The 16,265-nt window shown below is 41.9% G+C and carries 12 protein-coding genes and 8 tRNA genes; 3 read left to right on the top strand and 17 right to left on the bottom strand.

The window, feature by feature from the left end; genetic code table 11:
- Positions 1–4 precede the first annotated feature (4 nt).
- Complete coding sequence (locus BCU57_RS04455) at positions 5–3,415, bottom strand: PAS domain-containing hybrid sensor histidine kinase/response regulator (RefSeq protein WP_102436551.1); 3,411 nt, start codon at positions 3,413–3,415, stop codon at positions 5–7.
- Between the two features lie 186 nt (positions 3,416–3,601).
- Between BCU57_RS04455 and acs the strand changes: the two genes are divergently transcribed.
- From acs to BCU57_RS04440, 3 genes are all read left to right on the top strand, one after another.
- Positions 3,602–5,554, top strand: coding sequence for an acetate--CoA ligase (gene acs / locus BCU57_RS04450; RefSeq protein WP_102436553.1), 1,953 nt, complete (start codon positions 3,602–3,604; stop codon positions 5,552–5,554).
- 254 nt (positions 5,555–5,808) lie between these two features.
- Positions 5,809–7,563, top strand: coding sequence for a DEAD/DEAH box helicase (locus BCU57_RS04445; protein ID WP_102436555.1), 1,755 nt, complete (start codon positions 5,809–5,811; stop codon positions 7,561–7,563).
- Between the two features lie 72 nt (positions 7,564–7,635).
- A complete protein-coding gene (locus BCU57_RS04440) occupies positions 7,636–7,896 on the top strand; it encodes a GrxA family glutaredoxin (protein WP_076536809.1) in 261 nt (86 codons plus the stop codon).
- A gap of 101 nt (positions 7,897–7,997) precedes the next feature.
- Here the strand turns inward: BCU57_RS04440 and BCU57_RS04435 are convergent, their stop codons facing one another.
- The 16 genes from BCU57_RS04435 to ybgC all read right to left on the bottom strand — a co-directional run bounded on the left by BCU57_RS04435 (position 7,998) and on the right by ybgC (position 16,197).
- Complete coding sequence (locus BCU57_RS04435; protein WP_102436557.1) at positions 7,998–9,149, bottom strand: DcaP family trimeric outer membrane transporter; 1,152 nt, start codon at positions 9,147–9,149, stop codon at positions 7,998–8,000.
- A 347-nt stretch (positions 9,150–9,496) separates the two neighbouring features.
- Positions 9,497–9,572: transfer RNA gene (locus BCU57_RS04430), tRNA-Lys, on the bottom strand.
- A gap of 152 nt (positions 9,573–9,724) precedes the next feature.
- A tRNA-Lys gene (locus BCU57_RS04425) sits at positions 9,725–9,800 on the bottom strand.
- A 70-nt stretch (positions 9,801–9,870) separates the two neighbouring features.
- Positions 9,871–9,946, bottom strand: a tRNA-Lys gene (locus tag BCU57_RS04420).
- Positions 9,947–10,016: 70 nt separating this feature from the next.
- Positions 10,017–10,092 (bottom strand) — tRNA-Lys (locus tag BCU57_RS04415).
- Positions 10,093–10,244: 152 nt separating this feature from the next.
- A tRNA-Lys gene (locus BCU57_RS04410) sits at positions 10,245–10,320 on the bottom strand.
- Between the two features lie 70 nt (positions 10,321–10,390).
- Positions 10,391–10,466: transfer RNA gene (locus BCU57_RS04405), tRNA-Lys, on the bottom strand.
- A gap of 70 nt (positions 10,467–10,536) precedes the next feature.
- Positions 10,537–10,612: transfer RNA gene (locus BCU57_RS04400), tRNA-Lys, on the bottom strand.
- A 70-nt stretch (positions 10,613–10,682) separates the two neighbouring features.
- Positions 10,683–10,758, bottom strand: a tRNA-Lys gene (locus tag BCU57_RS04395).
- A 301-nt stretch (positions 10,759–11,059) separates the two neighbouring features.
- The gene (gene ybgF, locus BCU57_RS04390) at positions 11,060–11,785 is read right to left on the bottom strand and encodes a tol-pal system protein YbgF (RefSeq protein ID WP_102436491.1); all 726 of its coding nucleotides are present in this window, start codon (positions 11,783–11,785) and stop codon (positions 11,060–11,062) included.
- A 64-nt stretch (positions 11,786–11,849) separates the two neighbouring features.
- Positions 11,850–12,398, bottom strand: coding sequence for a peptidoglycan-associated lipoprotein Pal (pal, locus tag BCU57_RS04385; protein ID WP_102436493.1), 549 nt, complete (start codon positions 12,396–12,398; stop codon positions 11,850–11,852).
- An 18-nt stretch (positions 12,399–12,416) separates the two neighbouring features.
- Positions 12,417–13,745, bottom strand: coding sequence for a Tol-Pal system beta propeller repeat protein TolB (tolB, locus tag BCU57_RS04380; protein WP_102436495.1), 1,329 nt, complete (start codon positions 13,743–13,745; stop codon positions 12,417–12,419).
- Positions 13,746–13,754: 9 nt separating this feature from the next.
- Positions 13,755–14,687: a cell envelope integrity protein TolA gene (gene tolA / locus BCU57_RS04375; RefSeq protein WP_102436501.1), complete on the bottom strand. Its 933-nt coding sequence runs from the start codon at positions 14,685–14,687 to the stop codon at positions 13,755–13,757.
- 4 nt (positions 14,688–14,691) lie between these two features.
- Positions 14,692–15,117 carry a protein TolR gene (gene tolR / locus BCU57_RS04370; protein WP_076536821.1) on the bottom strand — a complete coding sequence of 142 codons (426 nt, stop codon included), beginning with the start codon at positions 15,115–15,117 and terminating at the stop codon, positions 14,692–14,694.
- The gene (gene tolQ / locus BCU57_RS04365; RefSeq protein ID WP_413211398.1) at positions 15,117–15,806 is read right to left on the bottom strand and encodes a protein TolQ; all 690 of its coding nucleotides are present in this window, start codon (positions 15,804–15,806) and stop codon (positions 15,117–15,119) included. Before tolQ ends, tolR begins: the two co-directional genes overlap by 1 nt.
- Positions 15,796–16,197: a tol-pal system-associated acyl-CoA thioesterase gene (ybgC, locus tag BCU57_RS04360; protein WP_102440503.1), complete on the bottom strand. Its 402-nt coding sequence runs from the start codon at positions 16,195–16,197 to the stop codon at positions 15,796–15,798. Before ybgC ends, tolQ begins: the two co-directional genes overlap by 11 nt.
- Positions 16,198–16,265: the final 68 nt, after the last annotated feature.

Below are 16,265 nucleotides of genomic sequence, written 5' to 3'. Positions count from 1 at the left end.
TGGCCTACTTCACTAAACTTGATATTAACGCCCGTAATGCCGCTGGTTTAATCATTTTAGCCATATAGTGATAACCACGCTTTTGTACATCCTCAACCAAATCCTTATTCGTATTAGCCGTTATCAAGATCCCGGGTAAATGTTCACCGTAGCGCGAACGAATACCATCCATAGCATCGACGCCATTTTGATTGTTATCTAAATGGTAATCAGCTAAAACGATATCAGGAGCAACCCCTTTAAGGCCAAGTTTAATACGAGCATCAGCTAAATCGGTTGCACAAATCACCTCGCACTTCCAGCGAGTTAATAAGCTTTCAAGCCCTGCCAATATCGCCTCTTCATTATCAATACAAAGCACTTTTACCCCAGCTAATGGCTGAGTTAAGCTTGGCACTGGTTTAGCCGATTTTTCACTGATGGTTTCGCCTAAAGGCACGATAATTGAGAACACTGAACCTTGACCAAGTTTTGATGAAACCTGAATTTGATGATCTAACACCTTGCTTATTCGATCAGCAATAGCGAGCCCTAAGCCTAAGCCGCTGACATTTTGGCTACTGGGATGATTTAAGCGTTTAAACTCTTTAAATATCTCTTCTGTTTCATGCTCATCAATGCCACAACCTGTATCTAACACCTGAATTTCGAGATACTTTCCTCGGCGGCGACAACCCAACAGCACTTTACCGCCTCTAGCATAGCGGTAAGCATTGGTTAAAAAGTTTTGTAATATACGCCTCAGTAAGGATAAGTCTGAGTTGACAGTGGCATTACAGGGGATCATATTGAAGCGAATTTGAGTGTCTTTTGACATAGCCTCAAACTCAACAGCAAGACCTGTGAGTAAGTCAGCAATAGCAAAATCTCGGCGGTTAACCTCCACCATGCCTGAATCAAGCTTTGATATATCCAATAAATCAGTTAATAACTCCCCCGCTGTTCGCAAGGAGTTGTTGATATGGGATAAAGTGGTTTGCCCTTCTAAATCAAGATTCGGGTATTGCGCTAGTGAAGCAGTAAACAATCTTGCAGCATTAAGCGGCTGCATAAGATCATGCCCAACGGCCGCAAGAAAACGACTTTTTGACGCATTAGCCATTTCTTCTTGGGCTTTTGCTTCTAGTAGTTCGCTGTTAAGCATTGCCAGTTCATAGGTACGTTCTTTTACTCGACTTTCAAGGGTTTCATTGGCTTCTAGTAAGGCTTTCTCTTGCTCACGGTATTGGGTGATATCGGTAAAGGTCATCACAAAGCCGCCATCTGGCATTGGATTACCTTGAATTTTTATCACTTTACCGTCTCGGCGTTGTCGCTCTGAGGTATGCTCTGTGCCCGCGCGCATATGCTGCACTCGCATTTCTACTTGAGCATCAATTTCACCCTCTCCACAATAGCCTCTGGCAGCGTTAAAACGTACCACTTCACTAATTGGCATGCCTTGCTTTAAAAAACCGTCAGGATAATCATATAGCTCGGCATATTTATAATTCCATGCGACCAAGTTTAAATCTTTGTCCACCACACTCATGCCTTCATAAGCATGTTCAATGGCGCCGCGTAACATGTCTTGGCTTAACATCACCTTGGTTGACGCTTCATCCACTAAACTAAAGACTTCATCAAGGGCTAAATCGCGACCTTGTAACACCGAGTCCATCACCAGTGAGGCGCTCGATGCTCCTAGCACACCTGCAAGCATATGCTCTGTGTGTGAGATTAACGCTTCATCAGCCACTTTATGCCAAGAATCACTTCTTACCGCAGCTGGCGAGTATTGACTAAAGCTTTCATAAGCGCGGGTTGGACTAACAAAACGACTGGCAAGAATTAATAAATCTTGTTGAGATATCGCCCCATGTTTTCGGTTACTGTCCTTTTTAATAATGCCTGGATTAATAAAATGGCTGGCTTGAATGCGCTCAGCTACCCCAGCTCGAAACCACAACGAGCCTAAAATATAAAAGGCAATATTGGCTAATAGCGCCACTAAAGTGTCATCCACTTCCGGGCTAATAGACGCTAAGATCCCAGTATCGCCCACTAAGCCTACGCTGCGCTCAAATAAAATATAACACCACAATGAAAAGCCTACTGCTAAACCTAAAAACACCCCAGCACGGTTACCATACTTCCAATACAAGCCACCTATGAGTGCGGGTGCTAGCTGCGCAAAAGCACCGAATGATAGCTGCCCAAGGTGAGATAACGATTCATTACTACCAAATATTAAGTAACTAAAATAACCCAAGGCCAAAATAATGATGATGGCTAAACGGCGCGCATTTAATAAAAAACGCGCAAATTGATTGAAATTAGTGCCAGTGATTTTACCAGTACGTAGCATAACTGGAACTAACCATTCGTTACTGATCATGACACTAATGGTCACAACAGCAACAATCACCATACCCGTCGCTGCTGAAAGCGTGCCTAATAAGGCAATAACGGCGAGAACAGGCTGATCTAATGCTAAAGGCAGGTTAATCACATAAGTGTCTGCCGCCACGGTATCACCAAGTAATAATTTACCAGCAAGGGCTAATGGCGCCACAAATAAGCCAAACATGGCCAAATACAAGGGAAAGATCCAGCGGGCTTTTTTTAACACCCCTTCTTCTGCACACTCAACTACCATCACATGAAATTGCCTTGGCATACACATAAAGGCGGCAATCCCCACCAGCATTTCCGGTAAAATTGAAGCGATATTTAAAGTGCCATGGTTGATGAGTTCTTTGTCTTTCGCTTGTTGCCAGATATCATCAAAACCATCAAAAAAACCATAAGTAATCACCACACCGACAATCAAAAAGGCGACTAATTTAATCAGTGACTCAAAAGCGATCGCTACCATCATCCCAGGATTATGTTCGGTGGCATCCAATTTACGAGTGCCAAATAAAATCGCAAATATAGCCAAAATGAAAGTAATCACCAAAGGGATACTGACGCCATTTAAAGGTAAATTATCAGGTTGAAATAAATTAAGGCTAAATACCATGGCTTTAAGTTGCAGCGCAATATAGGGCATGATGCCGCATAGTGCTATTAGGGTCACTATGGCAGCAAGGGCTTGGGATTTTCCATAGCGCGCGGCAATAAAATCGGCTACCGAGGTTATATTTTGCGCTTTAGAGACTAAAACCATTTTGCGTAATACCCCAAAACCCAGGGTAAAAATTAAGATTGGGCCAAGATAAATCGGCAAGAAAGACCATAAATCGTTCGCTGATTGACCTACTGTGCCAAGGAAGCTCCATGAAGAACAGTAAACAGCTAGACTTAAGCCGTATATCCATACTTGAACTTTATTAGTGATTTTACTAAACCAACGTTCAGCGCCCCAGGCCAGTATAAACAGTAATGACACATAGCAAATTGCAATCACAGCAACGACTAAGGTTAAATTCATAGCTTTCTCTTTTTATTATATTCGCTTATTAATTATGCAATAATTTTGCGTTATTTGCATGAGATGTTAACACGCGCAACAAGCTAAATATTAAGGATATTTTAAAACTAGACCAAGGTCTAATGGAGTTAACATCATCATGCAGAGGATACTTTCATAACGCAAATTTTGACAAAGGGAAGCCATATGAGCTCGCAGTCTCTCTACAAAGTACCAGCCGATTTCGCTAAAAATGCACTGGTCGATAATGATAAGTATAAAAAAATGTACCAAGAATCTGTGGTTAATCCTGAAGGTTTTTGGAGAGAACACGGTAAGCGCATCGATTGGATCAAGCCTTATACCAAAATTAAACAAACCTCTTTTGATGATCATAACCTGTCTATTGAGTGGTTTTATGATGGCACATTGAACGCATCTTCAAACTGTTTAGATCGCCATTTAGAAGATAATGGCGACCGCGTAGCGATCATCTGGGAAGGTGACGATGCCAATGAACAGCGTAAAATCACTTATCGTGAACTGCATACTGATGTGTGTAAATTTGCCAATGCCCTACGTAGCCAGGGGGTTTGTAAAGGTGATGTAGTCACAATTTATATGCCTATGGTGCCTGAAGCGGCCGTTGCTATGCTTGCTTGTGCCCGCATTGGCGCGATCCATTCGGTGGTATTTGGCGGTTTCTCACCTGATTCAATTGCATCACGCGTAATTGATGGCAAATCAAAAGTCTTGATCACCGCTGATGAAGGCGTGCGTGGTGGCCGTAAAATTCCGCTTAAACGTAGCATTGATGAAGCGCTTAATAACCCAGATGTAGATTGTGTCGAAAAAGTCATTGTACTTAATCGAACTGGTGGTGATATCGACTGGGTTGAAGGCCGAGATATATGGTGGAGCGATGTCGTTGCAACGGCATCAGAGCATTGCCAAGCTGAAGAAATGGGCGCTGAAGACCCGCTATTTCTTTTATACACTTCAGGCTCAACCGGTAACCCAAAAGGTGTGTTGCATACCACTGGTGGTTATATGGTTTACGCCTCAATGACTCACGAGTATGTTTTTGATTACAAAGAAGGTGAAGTATATTGGTGTACTGCTGATGTGGGTTGGATCACCGGTCACTCCTACATGGTATATGGTCCATTAGCCAATGGCGCAACTATCCTTATTCATGAGGGAGTACCAAACTCTCCAAATCCAGCTCGTCTTGGTGAAATGGTCGACCGTCATAAAGTTAATATTTTATATACTGCACCAACGTTAATTCGCGCTTTAATGGCAGAAGGTAAAGAACAGTTTGATGGTTTTGATGGTAGCTCATTACGGGTAATGGGCTCGGTGGGTGAACCCATTAACCCTGAAGCTTGGCGCTGGTACCATGAAGTGATTGGCCATGAATCCTGCCCAATTGTGGATACATGGTGGCAGACTGAAACCGGTGGTATTTTGATTAGCCCATTACCTGGCGCCACAGATGCAAAACCGGGCTCTGCTACGCGTCCATTTTTTGGGGTTCAGCCGGCATTAGTTGATAACATGGGTAATATTCTTGAAGGCGCTGTAGACGGCAACCTTGTTATTCTCGACTCTTGGCCGGGACAAATGCGCACCGTATTTGGCGACCATGATCGTTTTGCTCTCACTTACTTTAAAACCTTTAGAGGTATGTACTTTACTGGTGACGGCGCTCGTCGTGATGAGGATGGTTATTACTGGATCACTGGCCGTGTTGATGACGTAATTAACGTATCGGGCCACCGCCTCGGTACTGCTGAAGTTGAAAGCGCGCTTGTATCACACGATCTTGTCGCTGAAGCCGCAGTTGTAGGTTACCCCCATGATATTAAAGGCCAAGGCATTTATGCCTATGTAACCTTAATTAACGGCGTTGAAGAAACTGAAGAGTTACGTCAAGGGCTACGTCAATGGGTGCGTAAAGAGATTGGCGCACTAGCCACCCCAGATTTAATTCAATGGGCTGGCGGTTTACCTAAAACACGTTCAGGTAAAATCATGCGCCGCTTCTTACGTAAAATTGCCGCAAATGAAGTAACCAACTTAGGCGATTCTTCTACCCTTGCAGATCCAGCGGTGATTGATACCTTGATAGAGTCTCGTTTAAACAAAACTCAATAACAGTAGCTTAAAATAAGAGGTTATTAAGTACTCCCCACCCTCTTACCAACCTGAGAACTCCTAACCAGATTCTCGTTGCCCTCTCACTGAGGGGGCTTTTTTATATTTATTCTGGCTTAAAACTCTATCAACTCATGCTGAAACGATATGTATTCAGCGACTTTTATTGAATAGACTGCGCCGCGCTAGCTTGTATTCATGCTACAGTACCCTGCATGATCAATATTAAATAATAAGCCATTTCATACTCACTTATGTCTGCAACCATTTCACTTCGCGATTACCAACAAGACTCTGTTAACGCTGCTATAACCCATTTTAAGCAATCTAATGACTCTGCTGTGCTGATACTTCCTACAGGAGCAGGCAAAAGTATTGTGATAGCCGAACTAGCTCGAATTGCCCGTGGTAACGTTTTAGTTTTGACCCATGTGAAAGAACTCGTGGCACAAAATGCAGAAAAAGTGGGTTTACTCACTGAAGATGCCAATATTTATTCTGCGGGTTTAAAGCAAAAAAAAGCCCATGGTAAAACCGTGGTCGCCAGTGTGCAATCAGCAGCGCGAAAGCCCGAGCAATTCTGCCAATCATTCTCATTGGTAATAATTGATGAATGTCACCGAGTCAGTAATGATAAAGATAGCCAATACCAACAGTTATTAACTCACCTCAAAAAGATTAATCCACAAATAAAACTGTTAGGGCTAACTGCCACGCCCTATCGATTGGGTTTAGGTTGGATATATCGACATCATTACCATGGAAAAATAGGCAATGCTGACAAGCCAGTATTTGAAAAGTGCATTTTTGAATTACCTATGCGGCCGCTCATAAAAAAAGGCTACTTAACCGCACCCAAAATATTTGATGGACTAAGTGCCCAATATGACTTTAGTCAGTTAGAGCCAAGTAATACAGGTGAATTTCCGCAAAAGGAAGTTGATGATTTACTCAACCATCAAGGCCGCGCAACCACTGCCATCATAAAACAAGTACAACAATTAGCAGACTCTCGTAAAGGCGTATTAATTTTTGCGGCGACAGTTCGTCATGCAAAAGAAGTACTTAAATTATTAAATGACGATGCTGCACTCATTACAGCAGATACACCACATGCAGAACGCGACGAAATTATTAGTCAGTTCAAACAACAGAAAATTAAATTCATCGTCAATGTTGCTGTATTAACCACCGGCTTTGACGCCCCTCATGTCGATTTAATTGTTATTTTAAGGCCCACAGCATCAGTAAGCTTATTTCAACAAATGATTGGCCGAGGTTTACGCTTAGCGCCTGATAAACAAGATTGCTTAGTCATTGATTATGCCGCTAACGGTTATGACTTATATTTTCCTGAAGTGGGTCAAGTAAAACCCAATAGTAAATCTGTGCCAGTGCAAGTGCATTGCCCTGTATGCCAATTTGCCAATACTTTTTGGGGCTTGGTGGATAATGACGGTGATATTGTTGAACACTTTGGTAGACGCTGTCAGGGGCTAATAGAGGACTCGTCATCAAACATTCAACAGTGTGACTTTAGATTTCGTTCTAAAGCTTGCCCTGATTGTGGCGCTGAAAATGATATCGCGGCGCGCATTTGTCATATCTGTCAATCTACCCTCATTGATCCTGACAAGCGTTTAAAGCAGGTATTGTCGTCTCAACATCATCATTTGTTTAAATGCCAAGAGATGCAGCTTATCGAAGAAAATGGCAAGCTTGTGGTGCAATACTTTGATATTGAATCGAATGACTTTAAAGAATACTTTAATATGGACACACCAGCGCAACGCCGCGCTTTGTTTGCTATATTTATCTCTCCTCATTGTCGAACTCCCGGCATGAAGCACCCACAATATAAAAAGCCCGCCGATTTAATCGCCCATAGTGAGCACTTTAAAAAGCCGGACTTATTACTTTTGAAAAAACAGAAACATAAATGGGATTTAGTCGAAAAGTTTTTTGACTATAAAGGCCGTTATAAAACGATCACGGATAGTAGTTTTTAGTCGCTGGGCTTATACAATATCAATTCGATAAAACTTATGGTATAAATCGTCAAATCAAAAAAAGGAGTCACTATGTTTGTTGTTATTTTTGGCCGTCCAGGCTGCCCATATTGTGTTCGTGCTGTTGAATTATCAGAAAAATTAACCGCGCAACGTGACGATTTTAAATTCAAATATGTCGATATTCACGCTGAAGGCATTTCTAAAGCAGACTTAGAAAAAACTGTTGGTAAGCCAGTTGAAACAGTACCGCAAATCTTCGTTGATGAAGTTCATGTTGGCGGTTACACAGAATATGATAAATACGTTCGCGACAATAAATTAGTTGCTTAATCACCAATGATTACAACTAAGCTGCGTTGAGCGCATTTCGCAGACAATGAAAAGGGTTAATTCATTGAATTAACCCTTTTTTGTATTTAAGAAAAATATTTTTATAGAACGTATTTAGCAGAGAATAACACTCGGCTTAAATCGCCATCTACACCACTTTCTTTTTCGTTCATAGCATACATATACTCAACACCAAACGTTAACGGTTTTGTTGGTGAGTAGAGTAAGTTGATATAACCAGAGTATGAACTCGCATTGACACCATCACTTGATAATGAAGTATCGTTATCAATTTCTAGTGCAGCAAAGGTTAAACTACTACGCCATTTATCATTCCACCAATGACGGTAAGCAGCAAAGCCACCATAAGAGCTAATAGTTTGGATATCACCTGATGCATCTAAGTTACCAGCATTGGCATAGTTAAGCGCCATATAACGACCTAGGCCTTCACCATAAGTGACAGAAAACTTGAAGTCATCGTTACCTACAGGGATAACACCAGCAATACTTGCGCCGTAGCCGACTTCAGTGGAGTCAATAGCTTCAGTACCCACATTTTGCTCTACATTTAACTGTCGAACCATTGCAGCAAGTGAAATTGCTGAACCACCTTCAGACTTAAAGTTATAACGAGCAACGACATCAGGAACCATACCGCTACCACTGGTCACTCTTGACGCTGTACCATATTGGTTTACGGTTGTTTCTGGGTTTTCTACCGCAATTTGAAAGCCGCCATTGGTGTAGCGGATCATCGCTTGACGCACAAACGGCGTACCATCAGCTGCGCCCACAAAGTCTAAATTTTCAGGTAATGCACCTGGATTTTGGAAGGTAGTCCATGTTTGACCAACAGTCCAATTGTCATAACTGACAAAGGCTTGTCGAATACGCGGGGAATAACTGTTTGATACTCGCTCATTACCATCAGTATGAGTCATAAAATCAAGTTCGATAAAACCTGATAATTTATGGCCATCGAAATCTGATACAGTTTTAAAATTAAAACGCGTTTCGCGGGCTTGAAAGTCGACGACTTCCTTACCATTACCAGCTTCACCATAAATGGTACCTGGTACATAAAATTGACGAGATAAGTTTCCTGAGTCAGGTGCCCCATTGCTATAACTGCTGAACATCACATCAGCTTTGACATAGCCACCAAACTCCATTTCTGTATCTGCGTAGCTAGTACTACTCAATAACAGTAATGAACAACCTATAGCTAAACTAATTTGTGTTTGTTTCATCATTCTCTCCCTATTCTTATCATCCATAGCAATATGACCCACTTAACAAGCAAGCAACATTAGCAATAGGTCTATTAGACAAAAGTAGGCAGGTAGCAACAAAAGTTAAGACTAAAGAATGATAAGCAGCCAAATATGAACAAAGGGAATGTAGCGTTTAAGTCTGAATTAGAACTAAGGGAATATTAAGGCAAAATATCAAAGTTATTAAGATAGTAATTGAGATAGTAATTGAGATAGTAATTTAGATAGTAATTGAGATAGTAATTATAACGAATAATAACAGAGGAGTAGCTAAGGGGATATTCTGAATTAAAGCCTAACAGGCAATCTCACTTTCAAAAAAGTGGTGGGCCGTGAAGGATTCGAACCTTCGACCAATTGGTTAAAAGCCAACTGCTCTACCAACTGAGCTAACGGCCCATCTTGGTTTTATTAATACTTATTGTACTAACTTGGAACAAAAGCCAACTGTCTGTGTGAACAAGCAACTGAGCTAACGACCAATCTAATTTTACGTAACGAGGCATTACGTCTGAATTAAAGCCTAACAGGCAATCTCACTTTCAGAAAAGTGGTGGGCCGTGAAGGATTCGAACCTTCGACCAATTGGTTAAAAGCCAACTGCTCTACCAACTGAGCTAACGGCCCATCTGGGTTTTACGTAACGATGGGTTACGTCTGAATTAAAGCCTAACAGGCAATCTCACTTTCAGAAAAGTGGTGGGCCGTGAAGGATTCGAACCTTCGACCAATTGGTTAAAAGCCAACTGCTCTACCAACTGAGCTAACGGCCCATCTGGGTTTTACGTAACGAGGCATTACGTCTGAATTAAAGCCTAACAGGCAATCTCACTTTCAGAAAAGTGGTGGGCCGTGAAGGATTCGAACCTTCGACCAATTGGTTAAAAGCCAACTGCTCTACCAACTGAGCTAACGGCCCATCTTGGTTTTATTAATACTAATTGTACTAACTGGAACAAAAGCCAACTGTCTGTGTGAACAAGCAACTGAGCTAACGGCCCATCTGGGTTTTACGTAACGATAGGTTACGTCTGAATTAAAGCCTAACAGGCAATCTCACTTTCAGAAAAGTGGTGGGCCGTGAAGGATTCGAACCTTCGACCAATTGGTTAAAAGCCAACTGCTCTACCAACTGAGCTAACGGCCCATCTGGGTTTTACGTAACGATGCATTACGTCTGAATTAAAGCCTAACAGGCAATCTCACTTTCAGAAAAGTGGTGGGCCGTGAAGGATTCGAACCTTCGACCAATTGGTTAAAAGCCAACTGCTCTACCAACTGAGCTAACGGCCCATCTGGGTTTTACGTAACGAGGCATTACGTCTGAATTAAAGCCTAACAGGCAATCTCACTTTCAGAAAAGTGGTGGGCCGTGAAGGATTCGAACCTTCGACCAATTGGTTAAAAGCCAACTGCTCTACCAACTGAGCTAACGGCCCATCTGGGTTTTACGTAACGATGGGTTACGTCTGAATTAAAGCCTAACAGGCAATCTCACTTTCAGAGAAGTGGTGGGTCGTGAAGGATTCGAACCTTCGACCAATTGGTTAAAAGCCAACTGCTCTACCAACTGAGCTAACGACCCATCTTGGTTTTATCAACACTAAAGTCTTGATTGGAACAAAAGCCAACTGTCTGTTTTGAACAAGCAACTGAGCTAACGCCCCATCTTAAAGCTTTCAGAATAATTGAAGCCTATAAATAGTATTCAATCAATCTGCCATCAAAATAAGTTAATCTAACTCATTCAAATGACCCCAGAACGTCGCTCCGTTCTGAGGGCGCCTATAATACCTTTTTCATTTGCTCATGCAAGCGCAATTTAGCGTTTTTTTGCCGTTTGCACTAAAAACAAACTAAGAGGCTGTTTTTAGGTTAAATTAGGGTTACAACGCAGACAATTGTTGCTGTGCTAAACGTGCCGATGCACTATTTGTGTATTCTTTAAGCACTCGATTGTAAAAAGCAGTTGCGGTAGCTTTATCACCTTCTTTTTCAGCAATCATGCCTAACTTAACTAAACTATCACCACGCTTATTAGAATTAGGATATTTAGTGACCACTGCATCAAAAGCTTGCTTCGCTTCAGTAAAGGTACCTTTATTAAACAACAGTTGCCCTAACCAATAATTTGCATTTGCTGCATAAGTGGAATCAGGGTATTGCTTAATAAAATCACTAAAAGCAGGAATAGCCTCATCGTACTTACGCTCTTTAAGCACTAAATTCACCGCTTGCTCGTAACTTGCAGTTTCACCTAAGCTAGATGGGCCTGCTGAAGCGGCATTATTTTCAGCAACGGTAACCGTAGTCGCCGCGGCACTAGCTGATAAATTAGCAATTTCTTCATACAACTGACGTTGACGCTGTAACATTTGACTAATTTGATAGTCTTGCTGCTCAGTAATGCCTCGCAAATCTAACACTTCACGTTGCAAAGTATCTAAACGCTGCTGCGCTTCAAATTCCGTTTGTTGTTTTGCTTTAATGATACGCTCGAGACGAGATATACGATCGTCATTTGAACCACCAGCAAGATCTTGCACCGGCGCTGGCGCAGCAGTGGCACCAGCAGCAAAAAACATTGCAGCAAATAAAACAGCATGTTTCATCAATAAACTCCTAAACTGGCCAACAAGTGCTGGCCTTCCTATTACGAAAGTTCAACCGCGATGATTAGTAAACTAAAACACCACGACGGTTTTTAGCAAAACCACTCTCGCTTCGAGAGAAATCTAATGGCTTTTCTTCACCATAACTAACAACACTCATTTGACTTGGTTGTACACCCATACTTTGAAGGTATTTCGCAATAGCTTTAGCGCGTCTTTCACCTAAAGCAATATTGTATTCAGGTGTACCACGCTCATCAGCATGACCTTCAATTAATACACGAACATTTGGATGCTCAACTAAGTAATTGCCATGAGCTTGAATAATGGCAGCGTTTTCGCTTTGTACTTCACTGCGGTCAAAATCAAAATAAATGATATTTTGAGCGCGTAATTCTTCTTGCTCTACGCGTTGTTGCTCTTCAGGCGTTAAGATTGGTGCAACGCCTCCTGTTTCAACACCACCAGAACCGTATTCACCGCCAGTAGTTGTGGTTGAGCCACTTGTAGAACCACTTGCATCGGTTTCAGATTCTGAAGTTGTGCTACATGCACCTAATGCCATAACAGGTACAACAACTAACATAGCTTTAAACAACTTATTCAGATTCATTGGAAATCCTTATTAATATTATAAAAATGGTGACCAGGCTGGTGATTTAACTTCACCTTGACCTGCGGGTAATCTTGCTTTAAATCGTCCATCCATAGACACCGCAGCGAGCACTTGCTTGCCTTGGTGTGTAGTACCATAAATAACCATGGTGCCATTTGGTGCAATACTTGGCGACTCGTCAAGGGTCGTTGATGTCAGCACTTGCATAAAACGGGTTTGCAAGTCCATTCGTGCAATATTGTATTTTCCGTTAGTACGGTTTACAAAAATCATACTGCGACCATCTGGAGTGATCGTGCCACCTAAGTTCCACTCGCCTTCAAAGGTCATACGTGAAATTTTGCCTGTGCTGAGTTTCACTTGGTAAATTTGCGGTTTTCCGCCGCGCTCAGAGGTAAAAATAAGTGATTCTCCATCTGGCATCCACGATGCTTCAGTATCGATAGCATAATGATTAGTAATGCGCTTTATCGCTTTACTGGCAATATCGATTACGTAAATTTCAGGCTGACCATCCTTAGATAGTGTCACAGCAAGCTTTTTACCATCTGGTGAGAAACTCGGTGCGCCATTAATACCCTGATGAGAACTGACTTTAGTACGCTCTTGGGTATAAATATCTTGCACAAAGATTTCCGCTTTACGGTTTTCAAAGCTCACATAAGCTAAACGTCTGCCATCTGGTGACCAACTTGGTGACATTAACGGCTCTGGCGAGCGAAGTAACATTTGCTCGTTATAACCATCATAGTCGGCAATCATCAAATGGTAAGGAGATTTTTCACCTTGTTTAACGACAACATAAGCGACTCGACTTAAAAACGCCCCACGAATACCGGTTAGTTTTTCATAAACAATGTCACTAATGCGGTGACCATATTGTCTAAACTGTGCTTCACTGATAACAGTTTCACGGCTCTCAAGCAGTAGTTCACTGTTTTTCATTGGGCCTTTATCAGTTTGTAGCTGGGCTTTGACTAAATCAATCAGATCAAAACTCACCAAATATTGATTATTGCCATAAGGCTTAATTGAGCCCACTAATAACGCTTCAGATGCCGTTGAATTCCACACTTGAGAGGTAAATTCTTTCACAGTGCTGATATTTGCTTGCGGTAAACTGCGCGCATCAAGCGGACTAAATGTGCCACTGCGAGCTAAGTCACTGGTCACCACATCACTGATACGCTCAGGTGCTGGCCCTGTACCTTGCCATAAAAACGGCATAACCGCGATAGGTCTTGCAGCATCAACACCTTCAGTAATAACGATATCTAATGCGGCATTCGCACTGCTACTTACAAGAACTACAAATAGTGTTAACCATTTTGCCAAAATCTTCATGTGACCCCTTTAATTAAATTCCGGTGATACGGTTAAATTAATTTCTTTCATTTTGTTATACACATCAGCTTCAGAAGAAACCGGTAACCGCCCTGCTTTATTTATCGCAGCTTTCGCTGCACGACAAACAACTTGATCGCCACTTAATGTTTGACTCGCGGTAACAAAGCCATCTGGCGCTAATCGAATTAACACGCGGCAACTTTTACCACGCATTGACTCATCAACAACCAAATTACGTTGGATAGTTGATTTAATCATCGCGGTATACTTGTTTACCTCAGATACAACCTGTTTATTACGGGTTGCAGATAAGGCAACTTGCTCAGCAGCCATTGCATCTGCCATTTCTTTTTCCTGGCGAGCACGCTCAGCCTCTTCGGCTTTACGTTTACGTTCAGCTTCTTCTTTACGTTTTCTGTCTTCTTCACGCTTTTTAGCAGCTGCAGCTTCTTCACGCTGGCGCTTTTCTTCAGCTTTTTTCTCTGCAGCTATACGCTGCGCTTCTTGCTGTTTACGAAGTTCAGCGGCCTTTTCTGCTTTGGCTTTTTCTGCAGCTTCTTTTTGCTGCGCAGCCTTAGCGGCATTATTGGCTTTTATGGTTTCTTGCTCTTTTTGCTTACGTTGAATTTCAAGCTGCTTAATACGTTCTTGTTCTTTTCGCACTTCTTCTCTAGCTTTGCGCGCTTGCCTATCGATTTCAGCTTGACGTTGTTTTTCTTTTCGCTCGGCATCGCTTCGTTGTTGTTTAAGTTTTTCAGCATGGTCATTAATACGCTGCTGATCAACCACAACGGCCTGAACGATGGGTTCAGATTGAGTTTGTGGTAAATGTTTAGGTTTATCTTCAAAACTAATGCCTAAAGCAAGCACCACGATTACCCCAATATGAATGCCGGCAGAAATAACAACGGGTAAAGTTAATTCAGATTTAACAGCCACCAAACTACTCCTCAGGCGAATCAGTCATTAAGCCCACCGCAGGCACACCCGCACCTTGTAAGCTGACCATGAGTTGAATCACGTTTTCATATGCTATGCGACGATCGGCTTTTACAACTACAGGTCTTTCTGGCTCAAGCTGGATCATTGCACCCACTTGCACTGAAATTTCATCCAATGAGAGTGGATCGTTATTTGATCCGCTGCCCACATTCAGAAAGTATTCACCAAACTCATCAATTGAGGCAACGATAGGCGGTTTGCTTTCTGCCGATAATGGTTCAGCTTTACCTTGAGGTAGTTCCACCTTTACGCCTTGTGAAACAATTGGCGCTGTCACCATAAAAATAATAAGCAGCACCAACATTACGTCGATATAGGGTACAACATTAATTTCGGCAACTGGACGGCGGCGCTTGCGTTGATACATTACACCGATTCCTTCTCGCTGTAGGCTTGGCGTTGTAATATGTTAGAAAATTCTTCCATAAAGTTAACGTGGGCCATTTCAAGTTTTTCTACTTGTGTCGAGAAACGGTTATAGGCAATAACAGCTGGAATAGCAGCAAATAACCCCATAGCTGTCGCGATCAAAGCTTCAGCAATACCCGGCGCTACCATAGTTAAAGTGGCATTTTCTACTGTGCCCAATGCAATAAATGAATTCATAATGCCCCATACTGTACCGAACAGGCCGATATAAGGGCTGGTTGAACCGATTGTGGCTAATAAAGGTAAATGAGTATCAAGCTTTTCAACTTCACGGGATAAACTGACTCGCATAGCCCTTGATGTGCCGTCCATAACAGCTTCAGGAGACTTACTGTTTGCTGAACTCAAGCGAGAGTACTCTTTAAAGCCTGCGACAAATAATGCTTCAAGGCCTGTCAATGATTCACCACGAATTGACAACTCTTTGTAAAGTTTATTCAAATCCACACCAGACCAAAAAGTATCTTCAAATTTTATTGATTTAGCGCGGGCTGAATTGAGCAATTTACGGCGCTGAATGATTACCGCCCACGAGACAATAGATAAACATAATAAGGTTAGCATCACTAACTTAACGAGAAGACTTGCCTCTAAAAAAAGACCGATAAAAGAAATTTCAGCTTGCACGATTAAACTCCTGCACAATATTGGATGGAATAGCCCTAGGTCTCATTCGAGATAAAGCAATACAAGCGACAACAATAGTGGCTTCACAATAGCTAACACCATTATCATCTAGCAATCGCTGTTTAAATATCAGCGAAGCTTTTTTTAATTCTGTCAGCTCAGATTCAACAATTAAGTTCTGCTCGAATCTTGCTGCAACTTTAAAGTCTAGCTCAGCATGTTTCACCACAAAAGCAATGTCATTAGCTAACAATTCAGTTTGCTTTATTCCCATAGCTTTTAACCACTCTGTGCGAGCACGTTCGAAAAAGTTTAAATAATTCGAATGATAAACAACACCACCAGCATCGGTGTCTTCATAATAAATAGAAATAGGCCATGTAAACATAATTAGCGATTGTGAATTTTGCGTAATAAAAGATGGCTTACTATACCGAGTACCACCACGCTTGTGAACAA

Origin of the sequence: Shewanella sp. 10N.286.48.B5 (genome assembly GCF_002874355.2) — a bacterium.
GTDB lineage: Bacteria > Pseudomonadota > Gammaproteobacteria > Enterobacterales > Shewanellaceae > Shewanella.
This window is presented reverse-complemented; position numbering and strand designations above follow the sequence as displayed.

What these genes read in the sequence shown, in the direction of transcription:
- BCU57_RS04455 (WP_102436551.1), bottom strand. Translation starts at nt 3,415, where the DNA reads ATGAATTTAACCTTAGTCGTTGCTGTGATTGCAATTTGCTATGTGTCA.
- acs (WP_102436553.1), top strand. Translation starts at nt 3,602, where the DNA reads ATGAGCTCGCAGTCTCTCTACAAAGTACCAGCCGATTTCGCTAAAAAT.
- BCU57_RS04445 (WP_102436555.1), top strand. Translation starts at nt 5,809, where the DNA reads ATGTCTGCAACCATTTCACTTCGCGATTACCAACAAGACTCTGTTAAC.
- BCU57_RS04440 (WP_076536809.1), top strand. Translation starts at nt 7,636, where the DNA reads ATGTTTGTTGTTATTTTTGGCCGTCCAGGCTGCCCATATTGTGTTCGT.
- BCU57_RS04435 (WP_102436557.1), bottom strand. Translation starts at nt 9,149, where the DNA reads ATGAAACAAACACAAATTAGTTTAGCTATAGGTTGTTCATTACTGTTA.
- ybgF (WP_102436491.1), bottom strand. Translation starts at nt 11,785, where the DNA reads ATGAAACATGCTGTTTTATTTGCTGCAATGTTTTTTGCTGCTGGTGCC.
- pal (WP_102436493.1), bottom strand. Translation starts at nt 12,398, where the DNA reads ATGAATCTGAATAAGTTGTTTAAAGCTATGTTAGTTGTTGTACCTGTT.
- tolB (WP_102436495.1), bottom strand. Translation starts at nt 13,745, where the DNA reads ATGAAGATTTTGGCAAAATGGTTAACACTATTTGTAGTTCTTGTAAGT.
- tolR (WP_076536821.1), bottom strand. Translation starts at nt 15,117, where the DNA reads ATGTATCAACGCAAGCGCCGCCGTCCAGTTGCCGAAATTAATGTTGTA.